Source organism: Methylocystis sp. (genome assembly GCF_051061285.1).
Lineage (GTDB): Bacteria > Pseudomonadota > Alphaproteobacteria > Rhizobiales > Beijerinckiaceae > Methylocystis.
This window is the reverse complement of record NZ_JBPFEA010000048.1, coordinates 166,125-185,016: the sequence shown is the minus strand read 5'-3', so window position 1 is coordinate 185,016 and position 18,892 is coordinate 166,125. Positions and strand designations below refer to the sequence as shown.

Sequence of the window (18,892 nt, the reverse complement as noted above, 5' to 3'; positions counted from 1 at the left end):
GGCGATTGATCGAGCCCCGTCGCAGCGGCGCTCGATCAGCGGCGATGAATGTCAAAGCGGCGCAACTCGCATCGGTGAGCGTCATTGAGCAGAGGCCCGCTTGTCTCGGCCTGCGTCGCTCTTGCGCGACTGCTCGAACGTCTGCTGCGCCGTGCGCCAGGTCTCGAAGTCAGCCTCCGACTCTATGACCATCTTGCCGCGCATCTGCGGATGCCCTGTGCCGCAATAGGCGGCGCAGAGTATCTCATATTCGCCGATCTTGGTCGGCGTGAACCAAAAATATGTGACGATGCCCGGCACGAGGTCCATCTTCGCCCTGATCTCGGGGACATAGAAGTCATGTAGGACGTCGATCGATCGCAGCAGGACCTTGACCGGCTTGCCGAGCGGCAGGTGCAGTTCCCCGCTTGTGATCAGCAGATCATCCTGTCCCTTCGGATCGGCCGGGCTCAGACCCAAGGAATTGGTTGAGTCGATGTAGCGCACATCGCTCGAGCCGAGCTGGGCGTCAGCGCCCGGCAGGCGAAAGCTCCAGTTCCACTGGACTCCCACCGCTTCGATCTCCATCGCGTCCTTAGGCACGGTGATGAACTGGCCCCAGACCAACAGGCCGGGCGCGAGGAGAATGATGACGGCGATCGTCGTGACGATTCCAAGCCAGGCTTCGAGCTTCTGATTCTCCGGCTCATAGGCGGCGCGCCTGCCCGGCACATGGCGAAAGCGATAGAGGCAATACGCCATAAACAGGATGACGGCGACGAATCCGGCCCCCGTCACCAGGAAGGTCAGCCCCATCGTATCGTCGATGAAGCCCCAGTTCGACGCGATCGGCGTCGCCCGCCAGGGACTCAACACGTGAAACAGGATCGAACCCGCGACGACCAGGACCATAGCGATGGCGATAGACATGCGTGCTTTGACCTCGCCGGTGGTTGCGATCGATATGGCCCGACGGCCTATATAGACCGGCTCATCGTCGCGCGTCAAAGTGACGCTGTCGTTATGCGCGACTCGTCGGGGGTTCAGCGAATCTCCGGGAAAAGCGGAGGGCGGAAGGGCGACGCCGCGCCACGCGTCATTCGCGCCCGAGGCCATGCCCGCAAAAAAAACCGCGCGGGAGCGTCCCGCGCGGGCGTTCGTCTCGGGCTCGTTACAAACTTACTTCTTCGCGGCGGCCGGCGCGGGCTTCGTGGCGGCCGGCGCGGCGGCGCCCTTCTGGGCCTCGAGCTTCTTGCGCTCTTCCTCGGCCTTCTTCTGCAGTTCCTCCTGCAGCTTCTTTTGCTGCTCTTCGAGGACCTTGGGGTCGACGGCGGGGCCGTCGAAGGCTTTGCCGAAATTGGCGAGCGGCAGATAGAAGGTGACCTCGCCGTTCGCCTGATTCTTAACGACCACCGTCATCTTTTCGGCCTTCTTCATGCCGTCGACGACCGCCTTCTTGACCTTCGCCTCGGCGAAGCAGCCATTGGGGAAGCAGATTTCGAACGCGCCGCTTTCCGGCGCTCCCTTATCGATCGAAAAGCGGAAGCCGGGTTTCAGCATGAGGCCAGGCGGCAGCAGCAGGCGGATGATCTTCTGATCGTCGCCCTTGGGATCGTAAATCGCGAGCGCGAGCAGCGGCTGGGGCGCCTCGCCCTCCTTCGCCGACACGCCGAAGTCGCGCGTCGTATAGCACATTTCCTTTTTGGTCTGCGGATCAGCGCCGCACACCTTGGTCCAGTCCGGCTGGACAGCGACGAGTTCGGCGGCGATCGGCCCTTGAGGCTGCTGTTGCTGCTGCCCTGCGCCGGCCGCGGGCGCCTGCTGAGCCAACGCGCCGCCGCCGACGAACAGCAACGCTCCCGCAAGGGCGATCGCGCAAGAACGCGAGATATGGGTCGACATCGGAAGTTCCTTTCGATTGTCCTGCTGGCCGGCGCTCTCCGGCTCCGGATAGTTTCGAGATCGCGTCATAACGGGAGCCGCCTTCGCGCCACAGCGCCATGGAACTTGTACCAGCCCGTGTTCCAGCGCGATCGCGAGACGCCGACGAGGCGACGGCACCGCTCTTACATGGTCGCGGCAGTAAATTCCAGCCGGACGGAGCGCTCAATGCTTGGAGAAGGCGCTTTTTGCCCACAACTATCGCAAAAAAATGGCCGAAAACTTAAGCGCGACTCGCTTCTTGCGACAGGACGTTGGATTATGGTCCGCCGATGAAGATTCACCCGACCCCTGCCAGACGCCCCGCCAGCGGCGGCGGCGAACAGCGAATGCGGGGGCGCCGCGCGCTCAGCTTCGCCCTGTCGCTCCTTATCGCCGCGCCCGCTTCGGGCGCCGCCCCAGCCTTGCGGGCGGCCGAAGCGCCCTGCCCGACGCATGGGATCGCCATGCACGGCGCGCCCGCTTTGCCAAGCGATTTCCATCACTTTCCTTACGCCGAGCCGGGCGCGAAGCGGGGCGGCAAACTTCGCGTCGGCCTTGCCGGCACCTTCGACAGCCTCAACCCGTTCAATCTGAAATCGGGAACCGCGGCGCAAGGGCTTGTCGGCAATGTTTTCCAGGGCCTGATGGCCCGCTCGCAGGACGAACCCTTCACGCTCTACGGCCTGATCGCGCGCTCGATCGACGTCGATCCGGCGCGTTCGCAGGTGACCTTCCATCTCGACCCGCGCGCGCGCTTTTCCGACGGCCAGCCGATCACCGCGCAAGACGTGCTGTTCTCGTTCGATCTCTTAAAGACGAAGGGACGGCCGCAGCAGCGCATCGCCTATGGGCTGGTCAAATCGATCGACGCGCCCGACGCGCATACCGTCCATTACGACCTCTCAGGCGTCGGCGACCGGGAGCTGCCGCTCATTCTCGCGATCATGCCGGTGCTGCCCAAACACGCGACCGACGTCGAGCGCTTTTCCGAAGCGACGCTCGCCAAGCCCGTCGGCTCCGGTCCCTATGTGATTGCGGACGCGCAAGTCGGCGCGCGCCTGCTGCTGCGCCGCAACAAGGACTATTGGGGCGCCGACCTGCCGAGCCAGCGCGGATTCTACAATTTCGACGAGATCGACATTCAATATTTCCGCGACGGCAACTCCCTCTTCGAGGCCTTTAAGGCGGGCCTGCTCGACTATCGCGACGAAACCAGCACGACGCGCTGGGCGAGCGGCTACGACTTCCCGGCGCTCACCGATGGACGTGTGGTGAAGGAGACGCTTAAAAACGAAAATCCCAAAGGCATGGAGGGATTCGTCTTCAATACGCGGCGTCCCCTGTTCAAGGACATCCGCCTGCGCGAAGCGCTCGGCATGATGTTCGACTTCGAATGGGTCAACACGAATCTCTACGCCGGCCTCTACACCCGCACGAAAAGCTTCTTCGACGAATCCGAATTGTCTTCCTCCGGCCGCCCGGCGTCCCCCGGGGAGCGCGCCTTGCTGGCGCCGTTTCCGGACGCCGTGCGCGAAGACATTTTGGAAGGCCGCTGGCGACCGCCGGTCAATGACGGGTCAGGCCGCGACCGCGAGATGGCCAAGCGCGCGCTCGATCTGCTCGAGAGCGCCGGCTACCGCATCGAAAACGGCGTTTTGCGCAAGGACGGCGAGCCTGTCGCCTTCGAGATCATGGTCAAGGACCGCAACCAGGAACGGCTTGCGCTCAACTACGCCGGCTCGCTGCAGCGCATCGGCGTCGACGCCCGCGTGCGTCTCGTCGACGAGGTGCAATATCAACGCCGACGGCAGAAGTTCGATTTCGACATGATGCTCGGCCAGTGGGTCGCCTCGGCCTCGCCCGGCAATGAGCAGCGCATGCGCTGGGGGTCTTCGAGCGCAAACCAGGAAGCCTCCTTCAATTTGGCCGGCGCCGCCGCGCCGGCGATCGACGCGCTCATCGCCGCCCTGCTGGCCGCGACAAGCCACGACGATTTCATCACCGCCGTTCGCGCTTACGACCGCGTGCTGCTGTCCGGCTTCTACGTCGTGCCGCTGTTCCATGCGTCCGACCAATGGCTGGCGCATTCGACCGACATCGCGCGCCCGGCGCGATTGCCGCGCTATGCGTCGCCGATGTTCGGTCCGACTCTCGAAAGCTGGTGGCGACAGCGCTGAACATCGCGCGAGACATGCGCCGGCGCACGCCTTCGGCGTGTCTGACGCGCTAGACGTCGATGGGCGCCCAGGGCTGGCCTTCGCGGGAAGGCCTGCGCCCCGTGCGCACTGAATAGGAGCGCCCGTGTCCCAGTCGCTCGATAACATTCTCTCAACGCGCCTGTCGCGGAGGGTTCATTCCATGGGTTTCGCACTTTTTGTCGTCGGCGCCGCCGCCATCGGCCTCTTGATCATCGACCGATCCTTTAACCTCGGCCTGCCCATCGGCCTCTTCCAAAATCCGCTGTTCTGGTTCGCCTATGTCGCGCTGCTGGCGCTGTCGACGATGGTGCGCTTCGTGCGCCAGCAGACCGTGCTCGTCATCGAGCGGCTGGGCCGCTACAACCGATCGCTGACCGCGGGCGTCAATTTCGTCTGGCCGATCGTCGAGCGGGTGGCCTACACCTTCGATCTGCGCGAACAGGTGATCGACGTGCCGGAGCAGGACGCGATCACCAAGGACAACGCCACCGTCACCATCGACGGCGTTCTCTATTACAAGATCGTCAACGCCAAGGACGCCGCCTATGGCGCGCAGGACATCCGCCGCGCCATCATCAATCTGGCGCAGACCTCGATGCGCTCGGCGATCGGCTCGATGGAGCTCGACAAGACCTTCGAGAACCGAAGCGAGATCAATGAGCGGGTGGTGCGCGCCGTCTCCGACGCCGCCCAGCTCTGGGGCGCGCATGTGACGCGCTACGAGATCAAGGACATCGCCATGCCCGAATCGCTGCGCCAGTCGATGGAGCGGCAGATGAAGGCCGAGCGCGACAAGCGGGCGACGGTGCTCGAATCGGAAGGCGTGAAACAGTCCGAGATCAACCGCGCCGAGGGCGAGAAACAGGCGGCGATTCTGCGCGCCGAAGGCCAGGCGAAGGCGATCGAGCTGGTGCGCACGCAAATCACCCAGGTCGGCGGCGATCAGGCGGTGCAGCTCGAAGTCGCCAAAAGCGCCATCGAGCAATATGGCCGCCTCGCCAAGGCCGGCAATTCCTTAGTGCTGATGGGCGACGGCGCCGACCCCGCCGGCTGGATCGCCAAGGCGATGGCGGTGCTCAAGGCCGTCAACGCCAGCCCGGCGTCGAACGATTCGCAGCAGCGCCGCGCGCAGCCCTGGCGGGAAGCGGAATAAAGATGGAGACGGCCTTCCTCTATGATCCCGCCAATGCGAGCCTGATCGCCGGCCTGATCCTGCTTGGACTCGACATTATGGTGATCGGCCTGTCGCCGGTGATGTTCGTGGCGGTGGGCGCGCTACTGACCAGCGCGGTTCTCTACGCCACCGGCTGGCGGCCGTCGCTGGTCGAAACCGCGGCGATCGTCGCCGGCGCCGGCCTGCTGATCGCCATCGTCGGCAGGAAGCCGCTGCAGCGGTTTCAGAACGCCGACATTGAAGAGGATAAGAGCAGCGATCTAATCGGGCGCGAACTGACGACGACGCATGAGGTGACGAAAACCCGCGGCGTCGTGTTCTGGTCGGGCGTCGAATGGCAGGCGCGACTCGCCGAAGATTCGCCGGTCGAGAGCCTCGCGCCCGGCGCCAGGGCGCGTGTCGTGGCTGTGGAGAATCTGGCGCTGATGCTGGCGCCGCTCGCGTGAGGTTCGCGCGCGGAGCGCGTTGTTCGCGTTGACGCAAATTTGCGGATCTGATGCCTCAAATGCCTAACATTAGCAAAGTTTGCTATTTCGCAGTATTTTGTCGTTAGGCATACCCAAGAGGCATCCCATGAATATGAACGTGTCCTTGACCGACGAACTGGCGGATTTCGTCAAGGCGAAGGTCGCGGGCGGGCGCTACAGCTCATCGAGCGAGGTTGTCCGCGAAGCGCTGCGGATGATGGAGAAGGCCGAGCGGCAGGAGGCAGAAAAACTGCGGCTCCTGCGAGAAGCCTGGCGACAAGGCGTCGACAGCGGCGACGTTGGCGAGCTGGACTTTTCCGAATTGAAGAAGGAAGCGCGCGCGCGCCGAGCCGCTGCAAAAGACTGACCGCGTGGCCAAACTCCATTACACGCGCCGCGCGCGCGAAGACCTTTTGGATATCTGGCTTTACATTGCTGCAAGGAATAGCGAGGCGCTTGCCGACGCGATCTATGACCGCATCGAGGAAAGCTGCGCGCGTCTCGCACAGCATCCGCACATCGGACAGGCGCGTCCGGAGATTGCGCCCGACGCGCGGGTAAGGGTGATCGAGCGTTGGCTGGCGCTTTACCGTCTCACCGAATATGGCGCACAGATCGTGCGAATCATCGACGGCGCGCGCGATCTTGCCGCAATCGAATGGACGCCGGAATAAAGGCGGCTTGCCGCGCGCCGTATCGGGAAAGCAGGAGCCGGATTCCGCTCGCTCGCCGACGCATCGGCCGACACGACACCCCCGCACGGGCGGCTTATGCTCACCGTGTTGGGCGGCCTTGCGGAGTTCGAGCGCGAATTCATCCGCGCCCGCACAGGCGAAGGCCGCAGCCGCGCGAGGGCGGGAGGCGTTCACTTGGCGCGACCCGCCCAAGTTCACCCGCCATCAACGCGAGGAGGCGTTGCGACGGTCGCCGAAGGCAGCGCCACGGGAGCTGATCTCGCGCAGCGCTATAATGTCAGCAGAATTACGATTTCGAGGCTGCCCCCGAACCTTGAACGCGATGGAAGCAGATGGACATTCTGACACGCTGGCGCACCTTTGCTGACGACCTAGGACGCGCAGCTTATGATCTCGTCGGAGCGGTAAAGCTGCCCATCTCTGAAAAAGGGTATTCAGACGAAAAAGTGCTGGCGCTGTTATTGCTTGCACGCACAATCTCCCATCTCAAGGGAGCCCGTATTCTACTTGACGAAAAGCGCATCGTAGAAGCTCGGACGATTACCCGATGCTGCTTTGAAAACCTGTTTTGGGTAGTGTCGTTGCGCCAAGAGGGTGAAGCGTTCGCGCGAAAAATGCTTCACGACACTCTGCATCATCGCCGCGCACGCGGCCAATTCTTGTTCAATAATCGTCTTCAGATGCCTCAAGAAGTTGAGGAACGGCTACGCGCTTGGATGCGGAACACCGGTAAGGATTTTCCAAACCTGCAGTCTCTCAGTCCGAGCGAGGTAGCTAAAGCGGCTGGGGATAATGGCAAGTCCTACATTTTTTATGCTGCTCTCTCGTCTGACGCGGCGCACCCAAGCGTTGACGCTCTAAACAGATATATCATTCCAAAAACTGACGGCGATGAGATTGGTGGTATAGATTTCGAGCCACCAGTCACCGAGGCGGAAGCCGTCGAAACACTTCAATTGCTTTGCATGTCCATTCTAGGCGTTGGCATCGCAGTCAGAGAAATTGTTTACGAGACAGACCTACCTGCCATGTCGTTTGATCAGCTGGCTCAGGTATACATGGATCTCTCAGCTGAAACTGATCCCCTACATTATCCCCGCTCAACCGATAACGATTGCAAACGGTAGACCCTTTGCATTCAAATTATCGCCTCAAGCCCGCGCGCTTTCACGAGTGAGAGCAGCTTGAGCGAGGGGCCGCTTGGCTTCTTTTCGCCGCGCTCCCATTCGCTCACCAGTTTCGGCTTGACGTTCATCACGCGGGCGAACACGCCTTGGCTCACGCCTTCGCGCTCGCGCAGCGCGAGGATTTGCTTGCCCGTCAGCGGCTCAATTGTGGTGAGACACGCCGCATCAAATTCGCGCATCGTCTTGGCGTCGAGAAGGCCAATGCGATGCAGGCCGCTTGCGGTTTCGTGCGCCGCTTCCGCTATCGTGCTGCGAAATTTCTTCTTGGCCTTAGTCGTCATGTTCCACCTCGTTGAGTTCGCCTTCTTCGATTGCCCTTTCAATCTCCGCTACGCTCATTGGCAGGAATTGCCGCGCCAGCTTTTTCAAAATCTCCAAATCATCCGCGTCAATATTGTCCCGCTCGTTCTTGGCGAAGCCGTAGAGAAAAATGCTTCGTTCCTTCACGCGGTAGGCAATGATGGTGCGGAATCCGCCCGACCTGCCCCCGCCATCCCGCGCAACCCTCTGCTTGATAAGGTTGCCGCCAAGCGTGGCGTCAATGCCGCCCTTCTCCGCGCGGTCGATCGCTTCGCGCAGTCGCGCATCGCCGACCCTTTCCTTTCGTGCAAATCGCGCGAACCATTTGGTTTTGAAAATCCGCAAAACCGCTCCAAGCCAATAGCGCTAATATATACCCCCAAGGGGTATAGTTTCAAGAGACCTATTTTGGCCGCCCCGTCCTCGCAAAGCCGCTATAATCCACAAAGCCCTGGCCCGCTGAGCCGATTCACCCATGCCTGTTCGCCGCCTCGATCCCCTTCTCGTCGATCGCATCGCCGCCGGCGAAGTGGTCGAGCGGCCGGCGTCGGCCGTCAAGGAGCTGGTCGAGAACGCGCTCGACGCCGGCGCGACGCGCATCGACGTCGCGGTCGAACAGGGCGGCAAAAGCCTCATTCGCGTCATCGACGACGGCAGCGGCATGGACGCGCGCGACCTGGCGCTCGCCATCGAGCGCCATGCGACGTCCAAGATCCCCGACGGCGATCTGACCGCGATCGCGACGCTTGGCTTTCGCGGCGAGGCGCTGCCGTCGATCGCGGCGGTGGCGGACCTGACGATTGAAACGCGGGCGACGGGCGCCCCGCACGGCTGTTCAATCCGAGTCGACGCCGGCGAAAAGCGCGGACTCTCCGCCTCGAACTGGCCGCGCGGCACCAAGATCGAAGCGCGCGCGCTGTTCGCCGCGACGCCGGCGCGGCTGAAGTTCCTCAAAACCGAGCGCACCGAAACCGCGGCGATCGTCGATGTCGTCAAGCGACTCGCCATGGCGCATCCGCAGACGCGGTTCTCGCTGTCGGCCGACAGCGGCGCGCTCTTCGACTATCCGCCCTGCGGCGACGATTCCGCGCGGCGCATCTTCCAGATCCTTGGCGAAGATTTCGCCGCCAACGCGTTTCGGCTTGAAGCGGAACGCGAAGGCGTGAAGCTCTCGGGCCTCGCGGGGCTGCCGACCTACAGTCGCGGCAACGCCCAGCTACAATATGTCTATGTCAACGGCCGGCCGGTGCGCGACAAACTCTTCGCCGGCGCCATCCGCGCCGCCTATCTCGATTTCTTGAGTTCCGACCGCCACCCCATCGCCGCGCTTTTCATCGACTGCGATCCGCGCAGCGTCGACGTCAATGTGCATCCGGCCAAGGCGGAGGTGCGCTTCGCCGATCCGGGGCTGGTGCGCGGCCTCGTCGTCGGCGCCTTGAAGCAGGCGCTCGCCGAGAAGAGCCATCGCAGCGCCGATACAAACGCGCGCGCGGCGATCGACGCTTTGGCGCGCGGCAAGGGCGCCCAATATCGCGCGCCGGCGACGGCGAACTGGAGCCTGCCGCGCTCGCCTTACGCGCCCGCCGGCTTCGAAGACCAGCCGCAAGCGGCTTTTGAGGCCGGCGCGCCGATGGCCGATTCGCGCGCGCATGAGACGCCGGCGCAGGAGCCCGAGGCGCCGCTCGGCGCGGCGCGCGCGCAGCTGCACGAAACCTACATCATCGCGCAGACGCAGGACGGTCTCGTCATCGTCGACCAGCACGCGGCGCATGAGCGCATCGTCTATGAGAAGCTCAAACGCCAGCGCGAGGAGGCCGGCGTCGCGCGACAGATGCTGCTGATCCCCGCCGTCGTCGAACTCGATGAGTCGCGCATGAACGCGCTTGCGCCGGCGCTGGACGAACTTGCGGCGTTGGGTCTGGCGCTTGAGCGTTTCGGCCCCGGCGCCATGCTGGTGCGCGAGACCCCGGCGCTGCTCGGCGAGGTCGACTGCAAGCGTCTCGTGGAGGACATCGCCGACCTGTTGGCGGAGGAAGGCGACGCGCGCGGACTTTCGCGCCGGCTCGATCACGTGCTCGCCACCTGCGCCTGCCATCATTCCGTGCGGGCCGGCAGGCGGCTTTCGGCGCCCGAGATGAATGCGCTGCTGCGCGAGATGGAGACGACCCCGGGGGCAGGCCAATGCAATCACGGCCGGCCCACCTATATCGAGCTGAAGCTCGCGGACATCGAGAAGCTTTTCGGACGCCGGTGATCTCAAAAAGGTGAGAGGGGGCGTAACCTTTCCGGCCCCCGCACGAATAGAAACGAGAACGCAGGAGCCGATCGTGAACCGTCGCAGCCTCATGTCTGGCGCCTTTTTTCTGGCCTTCGCTCGGAACGCCCATGCCGCCGCTGAAATGGTCGAGATCGAAACATTCGACTCGAACGGCAGGAGCGCTGGACTTTCGCGCCTGGAAAAAATCGTCAAGACCGATGCCGAATGGCGTGCGCAGCTCTCGCCACTCGCTTTTGAGGTCACGCGCAAGGACGGCACGGAGCGCGCGTTTACTGGACCCAACTGGGATAATCACGCCGACGGTCTTTATCGATGCGTCTGCTGCGATACCGCGCTGTTCGACTCAAAGACGAAATATGACTCTGGCACAGGCTGGCCGAGCTTCTTCGCGCCGATTTCCAAGGCGAATGTCGTGGAAAGCGCCGATACGTCGTTCGGCATGAGGCGCGTCGCCGTCTCCTGCAAGCGCTGCGACGCGCATCTTGGCCATGTCTTCACCGACGGACCCAAGCCGACCGGGCTGCGCTACTGCATGAATGGCGTCGCGCTGCGTTTCGTGGGACGCGGACAAGCGTAGGAAACTTCCTCATGAGGCGCTCCGCTTTTCTCATCGCCGTTCTGACGATTCTTGCTCCATTGCATGCCGGCGCGGCCGAGCGCGCCGTCGTCTTGCCGCCGCCTGCTTACGATCCGCCAGCCGCGAGCGGCGGCGAACAGAAGCTCGTCGTCGCCGGCGGCTGTTTTTGGGGCGTGCAGGGCGTGTTTCAGCGCGTCCAGGGCGTCTCGCGCGCCGTATCCGGCTATGCCGGCGGCGCCAAGGAGACGGCCCGCTACGAAAAGGTTTCCGGGGGCGACACCGGTCACGCTGAAGCGGTCGAAGTCACTTTTGATCCGAAGACCGTGAGTCTTGGAGAACTGTTGCGCGTCTACTTTTCCGTCGCGCATGATCCGACGCAGCTTAACCGCCAGGGCCCTGACGCAGGCGCGCAATACCGTTCAACGATTTTCGTCGCGAACGCCGAGCAGGAAAAGACTGCGCGCAACTATATTGCGCAGCTGTCCGACTCGAAGGCCTTCTTCGCGCCGATCGTCACGACGCTCGAACCGCTCACGGCGTTCTACCCGGCGGAGGCCTATCATCAGGACTATCTCCTTCGCCATCCCGCGCAGCCTTACATCGTCTACAATGACCTGCCGAAGATCGACGATCTCAAGCGCCTCTTTCCGACGCTCTATCGCGAAAGTCCGGCGTTGACCAACTGATCCGCCAAAGACGCGATCCCGGGTCGCGGCGGGCGCGCTCAGGCGGCCATGGGCTCGCGCTGCGCTCCGCTTACGATACGAGCTACGATGCCGGAGCCTTCGGCCGGCTGTTCCGCGAGCGCGGCCTCCCCTGCGCCATCCGCTCCGACAATGGCGTTCCCTTGGCCAGCCCCAACGGTCTCTTCGGAACCGCCACAACGCATTTCGAACCGTAGCCGATCTCGTAATGAAATCGTATGGGCCGCGGCCAATCAAGAGATCCATCTTCGGACATTTGTAACCGGCCATCGAACCGATTTCATAAATCTCCCTGCTGCATGCCCGAACAACATCCGGCGGCGCGGCCATGCTCTCTTGCCTCCTGAATCGGCGGGCACGGAACGTCGCCATAGGAGCAGAACACGCAGCAATCCCCCGCCTTTGGCTTGAGGAGGGCGCCGCAACCCTTGCATTCATAGAAGAACTGACAAGCGTCGGTCGGCATCATTTCCGCCGATCCATGACCGCAGGACGGGCAAGTAATGGTCGAGACGAGTTGCATTCAGCGGCCTCTAAAAAGCTTGAGCAGCATTGGGTCGATATAGCTCCAACTTGCCGCCGCGAGTACGGCCGTCGACGCGCAGAGAAGCAACGCCAGCGTTGCGCGCGAGCGACCGGGCGACGCGCAGCTTGCGTCCGATGCGCAGGCGACGGGACGCTTCAACCACCACGCTCCCCAGCCCCCGACAAGCGCCAGGGCGCTGACAGAGAGCAGCGGAGCGCGCCACATCGCGACCGCTTCGAGTCCTCCCAGCACGCCCGCGCCTGCGCCGAGAGCGGCTAACCCGAGGGGAATGACGCAGCACGACGACGCCACGACCGCGCCGAGAGCCGCGCCAAGTCCAAAGGCCGCGAACCATTTCGGCGTCGCTGGCGCGGCGGAGGAAGACGAAGCGCCTGGGGCGCCTTTTTGTGCGGCGTGGTTGACGGTCATAGCTTGGCTCGCCCTTTCTCAGCGTAAGGACTATTCTGCAACCCGTAGCAACTACGGGTGCAAGCGAAATATGCAGCCTTTCACCATTGGGCGACTTGCGGCGGCGACGGGCGTCAATCTCGAAACTGTGCGCTATTACGAGCGCATCGAACTCATGCCGTCGCCGGCGCGGACGGCGAGTGGGCGCCGCGCCTATGGGGAAGGCCATATCCGACGGCTGGCCTTTATTCGCCGCGCCCGCGAGCTGGGCTTCAGCATCGAGCAAATCCGCGCGCTTCTGGCGCTCGCCGAACCGTCCCGCGCGTCCTGCGCCGAGGTACGAGAGATTGCGCAAGCGCATCTCGAAGAGGTTCGTGCGAAGCTGGCCGACCTCGCCAGACTTGAGAGTATTCTGGCCGAGACAGTCTCCCGCTGCTCGGGCGACCCCGCGCCATCATGCCCCGTGCTCGACATGCTGGCGGCATCGAAAGGCGCGCCGATCAACCGATCGGCGAAGATTGACCACCGCATCAAGGGTCGATCTGACGCGCTGACGCGCCGCCGTCGATGAATTTCCATACCCGGATGCCGAGCATTCGCGCCTTATCGGCGAGATTGGCGGAGATTCCTGACCCGGGAAAGACGATGACGCCGATTGGCGGCGTCGCCAGCATGTGGTCGTTTCGCTCGAAACCTTGCGATTTTTGGATCCGGAGGAAGAAGCGCGTCGGAATCGGCGCGACGATTGGCGGCGATAAAGTCGCGACTGACGATACGCGGCTTAAGGCATACGCTGGGGCGAGGGCTGCGCGAGGGTCACGTCAGACCTCGATCTGATCCGCCGCATTCTTGGCCAGCGAACGCTCAGCATTATTCGGAGACCGCTGACGCTTCTCGCCAAGCGCGGCGGGCGCCAGGCAGCTCGACTTTACCGAGAACACATGGCCGTCAGAGTTGTCAACATTGGCCGAAAAAAGTGTCGACACGCCTTTGGCGTTCCGCCTTAACTCAATGATTTTAATGGTGCCCAGGGGCGGAATCGAACCACCGACACTGCGATTTTCAGTCGCATGCTCTACCAACTGAGCTACCTGGGCTCGCGCGGACGCGATGTGTCGGGCTTATAGAAAGCGCGCAACGACTTGTCCAGACCCGCTAGGGTGGCGAGATGTAGCGCGACAAAACGAATGGCCTCTGGGGACAGATCAAATGGCCGCACCCCTGAAGCGCGGCTGAGGCCCTCCCTGGGCGGCTCAGGCTCCGCAAGTGGCTAGCGGACGAATGGCGGCTGCTGGCCCAACTCCGATCTTTGCTGCGCGATCTCAGCTCAAAGGCGAGCGTGAACAGCGTCCGGACGATCGGCGCTAAGTCCCCGCATTGGCGAAGAACAATTCTGTAGCCGAAAGCACCGCGAGGCGTTTTCGGCTACGTTTCTTTTCTGATCGAAAGGCGCGCGACGCTCGGAAATATTGTGCGATCTAACAGCACGCCTTTGCCTAAGCTGTTCGGCCTCCACAGCAGCTCCGCCAAAGCCTCATGATCGGCGCGAGGAAAGCCCGCCTGATAGTAGCCCTCGGTCCCGTAATAGGGCGGATCAACATCAAACAGGGTCTCCGGCCGGTCGCAGCCCAAAGATCTTGCACAAACAGGACTTCAAAGCGCTCGGCCACGTGATATAGTTGACAATCCCTTGTGAGGCGTTTCGAAGAGAGTTAATTGAAGATGCTGGCTCTTGTCGTCGAGCGCATTGCGTTGTCTGAATAATCAGGAGGCTTGCAATATGCATTTGCAGGTCACAATCGAATGTAGCACTGCGGCGCTTGGCGGGGATTCAATCTCGCGAAGCCAGGAGCTTGCCAACATTCTAATCGCCATCGCGGCGGATTTGTTGGACCAAGGCTTGGCGCCTGGCGACAAATGGCCTTTGCGTGACCGCAATGGCCACTGTGTCGGAATAGCCCAACTGATCGAACAACCCAACGTGCTCGCTTCGAGCGCGCTCCTAAAGCAGGACGCGGGAGGCGACGCTGATCGTCTGCGCCAAACAGGCGGCCAAGCGCGGCCCTTGCGTCGGGAGCTTTCGGTGGCCGGACGCTCGCAGCGCGACTAATTCGCCGCACCGGCTTGTGCTTCGCCAAACTCGACCCGCATCCGCTTCCCAGTATACAAGTCGCTAGACTATTGGCATCGATCGTTCGTCGGCCGGGACCCGCCCGCCGCGCGGCGGGTTTCGCGGCGTTCGGCTTCATCCCGGCTTGCCCGCGACACGCGCTTCGCCTAGACCGGCGCGGCACGCATGGAGGCGAAATGAGCAGCATCAAAAGGATCGGCGCGGGGCCGCGTATGAGCCAGGCCGTCGTTCGCGGCAACGCCGTCTATACGGCCGGCCAGGTGGCCGACAAGACCAAGGGCGGATCGGTCGCCGATCAGACTCGCGAAATCCTCGCCCAGATCGACGCGCTTCTCGCTGAAGCCGGCAGCGCCAAGGCCAATATCCTGTCCGCGACGATCTATCTTGCCGACATCGCGACCTTCGCGGAGATGAACGGCGTCTGGGACGAATGGGTCGACAAGGCCAATCCGCCCGCGCGCGCCACCGTCGAAGCGAAGCTCGTGTCGCCCGCCTATAAGGTCGAGATCGCCGTCATCGCGGCGCTCTAGCGCGTTTCCGCCGAAGTGGGCGCCGGTTCGGCGCTGAAAATGCGCCACTAAAAACGGCGCGCATTCATCATTGCGCGCCGGCGCCGCTGAGCGGATTTTCCGGGTCAAAGGCGTAGCGGACGGTCTCGAAACGCAGGTCGCGCGCGTCGACGAGCAGCAGACGGCCGACCAGTCCCTCGCCGAAGCCGACGATCTCGCGAACGACTTCGAGCGCCATCATCGCGCCGACCATTCCGGCAAGCGCGCCGAGAACGCCGGCTTCTTCGCAGGTCGGGATTTCCCCCGCCAGCGGCGGCGTCGGAAACAGGCAGCGATAGGTCGGATTGGGGCCGCCGGGGCCGCGTTCGAACGGCCGCAGCGTCGTCAGCGACGCGTCGAAACCGCCAAGCGCCGCCGTCACCAGCGGCTTTCTTTCGTAATAGCAGGCGTCCGAAACGAGATAGCGCGTGGCGAAATTGTCCGAGCCTTCGGCGACGATATCGTAGCGCGCGATCAGCGATCGGACGTTCGTCTCGTCAAGTCGCAGCGCGTGGGGCTCGACGACGACATGCGGATTGAGGCGCGCGATGGCGTCCCGCGCGCTTTCCACCTTGGGACGGCCGACGTCCTGCGTGGCGTGGATCACCTGACGCTGGAGATTGGACAGCGAAACGGCGTCGTCGTCGACGACGCCGAGCGCGCCCACGCCCGCCGCGGCGAGATATTGCAAGAGCGGCGCGCCGAGCCCGCCGGCGCCGACGACGAGAACCCGCGCATGTTTGAGCTTGCTCTGGCCCGGCCCGCCGATGTCGCGCAACACGAGATGTCTTGCGTAGCGTTCGATCTCTTCAGGCGAAAGATTCAACAAGGCGCTCCGGCGCACGCTAGGATTGCGGCGAGGCCGACCATAGCGGCTTCGCCCGCCGGTCTCCAGCCCATGGCGACCGCACGCGGGGCGACGACACGACGTTTATGGTTGTACAGGCTGGCGCTTTTTGGCGGAGCGGCGCTCGTCCGTCGATTCCTGGCTTGTCGCGCGCAGCGCCTCCAGACCGACGCCGCCGAGCGCGGCCGCGCCGCGGGCGTAAGCGATATTGTCGAGGAACTGCCGTGCGCAATTCTCCCAAGTGAAGGTCAGCGCATGCGCCCGCGCCGCCTCTCGGCTGATGTCGAGCGCGGCGAGCGCCGCCGACCGCAAATCTTCGTCCAGCGCGCCAGCGCCGCTCGCGCCGACGACGTCGAGCGGACCCATGACCGGATAGGCCGCGACCGGCAGGCCGCAGGCCATGGCTTCGAGCAGCACAATGCCGAATGTGTCGGTGCGGCTCGGAAAGACGAAAACGTCCGACGAGGCGTAAAGCGCCGCAAGTTCGGCGCTCGATTTCAGGCCAAGGAACCGGGCCTGCGGAAATTTGGCTTCGAGCCCGGCGCGCGCCGGCCCATCGCCGGCGACGAGCTTCGTGCCCGGCAGATCGAGCGCCAGGAAGGCCTCGATGTTTTTCTCGACGGCGAGTCGCCCCGCATAAAGGAAAATCGGCCGCTCGAAGGGGAGCGGCGCCGCTGCGTCGGGCGTAAACAGCGCTTGGTCCACCCCGCGCGACCAGCGCAAAATCCGCCGAAATCCGCGCTCCGACAATTCGCGAGAAAGGCTCGGCGTCGACACCATGACGCCGGCGCCGGCGTTATGGAAGCGGCGCAACGCCGCATAGGAAAGTCCGACGGGCAGTCCGAAGCGCGCCTGAATATATTCGGGAAAGCGCGTGTGAAAGCTCGTTGTGAAGCAGCGGCGCGCCCGCAGCAGCACGGCGCGGGTCACGAGTCCGATGGGGCCTTCCGTCGCAATATGGACGTGATCATAGCCTTCCTCGAGCCGCCGGCGAACGGCGCGCGGCGAGGCAAGCGCCAGCCCGATTTCGGGATAGGTCGGCATCGGCAGCGAGTTGAAGTCGCGCGGCGTCAGAAAGTCGATTTCGGCGCCCAGCGCGCGGGCTGACTGCGCCATGGTTTCAAGCGATCGGACGACGCCATTCACCTGCGGACGCCAGGCGTCCGTCGCCACCAATATTCTCATCAGGCCGCCACAGCTCTCTCGTTTTGCACGGCCTTGGCGCTTTCTGCGGCCTCCGCCGCCTCGCGTTCAGCCGCGGTGTTATGCCAGCGCAAAATCTCGAATGCGCCGTCCTGATGTTCGGCGATCGCGGTGCAGCTTTCGACGAAGTCCCCGGTATTGACATAAAGCTTGCCGGCGATGGTCTTGATCGTCGCGTGATGGATATGGCCGCAGATCACGCCGTCGACATTGCGCCGCGCGGCCTCGGAGGCCAAAGCGTTCTCGAAATCGCCGATGAAATTGACGGCGTTCTTGACCTTCAGCTTCGCCCAGGCCGAAAGCGACCAATAGCCGACGCCGAACATCCGGCGCGCACGGTTGAACCAAGTGTTGACGACAATCGCAAAATCATAGGCCCAGTCGCCAAAGAAGGCGAGCCAGCGGGCGTTGCGCACGACAATGTCGAACTGGTCGCCGTGAATGACCAGCATGGTCTTGCCGTCGGCGGTCTCATGCAGCGCGTCGTCGACGACTTCGACGCCGCCGAAATTGAGGCCGGTGTAATCGCGCGCGAATTCGTCGTGATTGCCCGGCACATAGATGACGCGCGCGCCTTTTCTCGCCTTGCGTAGGAGCTTCTGGACGACGTCATTATGCGCCTGCGGCCAGTACCAGCCGTTCTTCAGACGCCAGCCGTCGACGATGTCGCCGACAAGATAGAACGTGTCGGCGTCATTATGTTTGAGGAAATCGACCAGCAGTTCGGCCTGGGCGCCGCGCGCGCCCAGATGTAGATCGGACAAAAACAGCGTCCGATAGCGCTTGACTGCATGTTCACTTGCCGGATCCGACATCTGCGCTGTGTTGGAGCGCACCGCTTGGGAGACCTTCGCCCTGGCGTTTCTGTCGAGCATGAGCTGTTCGCCTCTCGCCTTCGCCGCTTGGCCTGATTGACCAGATTCGCATCACAGCCAGATGACATGGCCAGATGACATGGCCGTCTCGGGCTCCAGCAAACGCAAGGTCGGGGAAAGGCGGAAGGGTTCGCTGTTCGATATTTCGAACGCAGTCGGCTATCTTGCCGATCGATTCTGAAACGTATGGGCGCGGCTGAAGCGCTGGGGATGATGGGCGTCGAAGGTCAGGACAAGCAAAAAATGCTCGAGGCGGGCGCGCTGGCGCTTTCTGGGCAGCTCGGCGCGACCGTGCAGCGCCTGCGCAAGGCCTATAATTTGTCGCTTTCCGAACTCTCTCAGCAGTCTGGAGTCGCCAAATCCATCATCAGCCAGATCGAGCGCAATGAAACCAATCCGACGCTCGCCACCATCTGGCGTCTCGCGCAGGCGCTCGATGTCTCGATCGAGCGGGTTTTGCAGACGACGGAAGACGGACCCTTCCTTGAGAAAACCAGCAAGGCCGACACGCCCATCCTGGTGTCCGACGACGGCAAATGCCGGCTCGAGATCATCGGCTGGATCAAGACGGTCGAGTGGCTGCAGTGCTATGAATTCGCCGCCGCGCCTGGCGGCGTATTGGAATCCGAGGCGCATCAGCGCGGCTCGGTCGAGAGCCTGTCTGTGCGCGACGGCGAGCTTGAGGTCGAGGTCGCCGGAGCGAAATCGAGCGTGAAAGCAGGCGAAACCCTGCGCTATCGCTGCGACCGGCCGCACATTATCCGCAACCTCGGCAAAACGCCGGCGCAGGCGACGATGGTGTGCATTCTAAAGGCGGCGGCGATGGAATGACTCGCCGCCGCAGGGCGTGAAAGCGCCTGCGGCGGCCGATG

The 18,892-nt window shown here is 63.2% G+C and carries 21 protein-coding genes, 1 tRNA gene and 1 pseudogene; 13 read left to right on the top strand and 10 right to left on the bottom strand.

Annotated features, from left to right (window positions below; all coding sequences use genetic code 11):
- Nucleotides 1-81: 81 nt before the first annotated feature.
- Nucleotides 82-909 carry a cytochrome c oxidase subunit II gene (locus tag ACR65T_RS17405; RefSeq protein WP_434497664.1) on the bottom strand — a complete coding sequence of 276 codons (828 nt, stop codon included), beginning with the start codon at nt 907-909 and terminating at the stop codon, nt 82-84.
- 249 nt (nt 910-1,158) lie between these two features.
- A complete protein-coding gene (locus ACR65T_RS17400; protein WP_434497723.1) occupies nt 1,159-1,881 on the bottom strand; it encodes an invasion associated locus B family protein in 723 nt (240 codons plus the stop codon).
- A gap of 368 nt (nt 1,882-2,249) precedes the next feature.
- On the opposite strand from ACR65T_RS17400, the gene ACR65T_RS17395 reads away from it, so the two are divergent.
- From ACR65T_RS17395 to ACR65T_RS17365, 7 genes are all read left to right on the top strand, one after another.
- A complete protein-coding gene (locus ACR65T_RS17395) occupies nt 2,250-4,079 on the top strand; it encodes an extracellular solute-binding protein (protein ID WP_434497663.1) in 1,830 nt (609 codons plus the stop codon).
- Nucleotides 4,080-4,260: 181 nt separating this feature from the next.
- The gene (locus ACR65T_RS17390; RefSeq protein WP_434497662.1) at nt 4,261-5,253 is read left to right on the top strand and encodes an SPFH domain-containing protein; all 993 of its coding nucleotides are present in this window, start codon (nt 4,261-4,263) and stop codon (nt 5,251-5,253) included.
- Between the two features lie 2 nt (nt 5,254-5,255).
- Complete coding sequence (locus tag ACR65T_RS17385; protein WP_434497661.1) at nt 5,256-5,720, top strand: NfeD family protein; 465 nt, start codon at nt 5,256-5,258, stop codon at nt 5,718-5,720.
- 127 nt (nt 5,721-5,847) lie between these two features.
- On the top strand, nt 5,848-6,108 hold the full coding sequence (locus ACR65T_RS17380; protein ID WP_434497660.1) for a type II toxin-antitoxin system ParD family antitoxin: 261 nt from the start codon (nt 5,848-5,850) through the stop codon (nt 6,106-6,108).
- A 4-nt stretch (nt 6,109-6,112) separates the two neighbouring features.
- Nucleotides 6,113-6,415 carry a type II toxin-antitoxin system RelE/ParE family toxin gene (locus tag ACR65T_RS17375; RefSeq protein WP_434497659.1) on the top strand — a complete coding sequence of 101 codons (303 nt, stop codon included), beginning with the start codon at nt 6,113-6,115 and terminating at the stop codon, nt 6,413-6,415.
- 21 nt (nt 6,416-6,436) lie between these two features.
- Entirely contained in the window at nt 6,437-6,781 is a 345-nt protein-coding gene (locus ACR65T_RS17370; RefSeq protein WP_434497722.1) for a recombinase family protein, read from the top strand.
- Nucleotides 6,769-7,563: a DUF5677 domain-containing protein gene (locus ACR65T_RS17365; RefSeq protein WP_434497658.1), complete on the top strand. Its 795-nt coding sequence runs from the start codon at nt 6,769-6,771 to the stop codon at nt 7,561-7,563. Before ACR65T_RS17370 ends, ACR65T_RS17365 begins: the two co-directional genes overlap by 13 nt.
- 11 nt (nt 7,564-7,574) lie before the next feature.
- On the opposite strand, the gene ACR65T_RS17360 is transcribed toward ACR65T_RS17365, so the two are convergent.
- Both ACR65T_RS17360 and ACR65T_RS17355 read right to left on the bottom strand, forming a co-directional pair.
- Nucleotides 7,575-7,904 (bottom strand): helix-turn-helix domain-containing protein, encoded by a 330-nt coding sequence (locus tag ACR65T_RS17360; RefSeq protein WP_434497657.1) that lies wholly within the window; start codon nt 7,902-7,904, stop codon nt 7,575-7,577.
- Nucleotides 7,894-8,268 carry a type II toxin-antitoxin system RelE/ParE family toxin gene (locus tag ACR65T_RS17355; protein ID WP_434497656.1) on the bottom strand — a complete coding sequence of 125 codons (375 nt, stop codon included), beginning with the start codon at nt 8,266-8,268 and terminating at the stop codon, nt 7,894-7,896. The genes ACR65T_RS17360 and ACR65T_RS17355 overlap by 11 nt, the downstream gene beginning before the upstream one ends.
- A 130-nt stretch (nt 8,269-8,398) precedes the next feature.
- On the opposite strand from ACR65T_RS17355, the gene mutL reads away from it, so the two are divergent.
- From mutL to msrA, 3 genes are all read left to right on the top strand, one after another.
- Nucleotides 8,399-10,177: a DNA mismatch repair endonuclease MutL gene (gene mutL, locus ACR65T_RS17350; protein ID WP_434497655.1), complete on the top strand. Its 1,779-nt coding sequence runs from the start codon at nt 8,399-8,401 to the stop codon at nt 10,175-10,177.
- Between the two features lie 91 nt (nt 10,178-10,268).
- Complete coding sequence (msrB, locus tag ACR65T_RS17345; protein WP_434497721.1) at nt 10,269-10,778, top strand: peptide-methionine (R)-S-oxide reductase MsrB; 510 nt, start codon at nt 10,269-10,271, stop codon at nt 10,776-10,778.
- Between the two features lie 11 nt (nt 10,779-10,789).
- On the top strand, nt 10,790-11,464 hold the full coding sequence (gene msrA, locus ACR65T_RS17340) for a peptide-methionine (S)-S-oxide reductase MsrA (protein WP_434497654.1): 675 nt from the start codon (nt 10,790-10,792) through the stop codon (nt 11,462-11,464).
- A 298-nt stretch (nt 11,465-11,762) separates the two neighbouring features.
- Here the strand turns inward: msrA and ACR65T_RS17335 are convergent, their stop codons facing one another.
- Both ACR65T_RS17335 and ACR65T_RS17330 read right to left on the bottom strand, forming a co-directional pair.
- Nucleotides 11,763-12,005 carry a GDCCVxC domain-containing (seleno)protein gene (locus ACR65T_RS17335; protein WP_434497653.1) on the bottom strand — a complete coding sequence of 81 codons (243 nt, stop codon included), beginning with the start codon at nt 12,003-12,005 and terminating at the stop codon, nt 11,763-11,765.
- The gene (locus ACR65T_RS17330) at nt 12,006-12,437 is read right to left on the bottom strand and encodes a mercury transporter MerT (protein ID WP_434497652.1); all 432 of its coding nucleotides are present in this window, start codon (nt 12,435-12,437) and stop codon (nt 12,006-12,008) included.
- A gap of 70 nt (nt 12,438-12,507) precedes the next feature.
- Here ACR65T_RS17330 and ACR65T_RS17325 point away from each other — a divergent pair.
- Nucleotides 12,508-12,903, top strand: a pseudogene (locus ACR65T_RS17325) (MerR family transcriptional regulator); the annotation flags it as partial.
- A 534-nt stretch (nt 12,904-13,437) separates the two neighbouring features.
- Here ACR65T_RS17325 and ACR65T_RS17320 read toward each other — a convergent pair.
- Nucleotides 13,438-13,513, bottom strand: a tRNA-Phe gene (locus ACR65T_RS17320).
- Between the two features lie 1,210 nt (nt 13,514-14,723).
- Here ACR65T_RS17320 and ACR65T_RS17315 point away from each other — a divergent pair.
- Complete coding sequence (locus ACR65T_RS17315) at nt 14,724-15,077, top strand: RidA family protein (protein WP_434497651.1); 354 nt, start codon at nt 14,724-14,726, stop codon at nt 15,075-15,077.
- A gap of 67 nt (nt 15,078-15,144) precedes the next feature.
- Here the strand turns inward: ACR65T_RS17315 and ACR65T_RS17310 are convergent, their stop codons facing one another.
- From ACR65T_RS17310 to ACR65T_RS17300, 3 genes are all read right to left on the bottom strand, one after another.
- Entirely contained in the window at nt 15,145-15,921 is a 777-nt protein-coding gene (locus tag ACR65T_RS17310) for a HesA/MoeB/ThiF family protein (protein WP_434497650.1), read from the bottom strand.
- Nucleotides 15,922-16,026: 105 nt separating this feature from the next.
- Nucleotides 16,027-17,127, bottom strand: a complete 1,101-nt coding sequence (locus tag ACR65T_RS17305; RefSeq protein WP_434497649.1) for a glycosyltransferase family 4 protein — start codon at nt 17,125-17,127, stop codon at nt 16,027-16,029.
- Nucleotides 17,127-17,960, bottom strand: a complete 834-nt coding sequence (locus tag ACR65T_RS17300) for a UDP-2,3-diacylglucosamine diphosphatase (protein ID WP_434497720.1) — start codon at nt 17,958-17,960, stop codon at nt 17,127-17,129. Before ACR65T_RS17300 ends, ACR65T_RS17305 begins: the two co-directional genes overlap by 1 nt.
- A gap of 273 nt (nt 17,961-18,233) precedes the next feature.
- Between ACR65T_RS17300 and ACR65T_RS17295 the strand changes: the two genes are divergently transcribed.
- Nucleotides 18,234-18,851, top strand: coding sequence for a helix-turn-helix domain-containing protein (locus ACR65T_RS17295; protein WP_434497719.1), 618 nt, complete (start codon nt 18,234-18,236; stop codon nt 18,849-18,851).
- Nucleotides 18,852-18,892 lie beyond the last annotated feature (41 nt).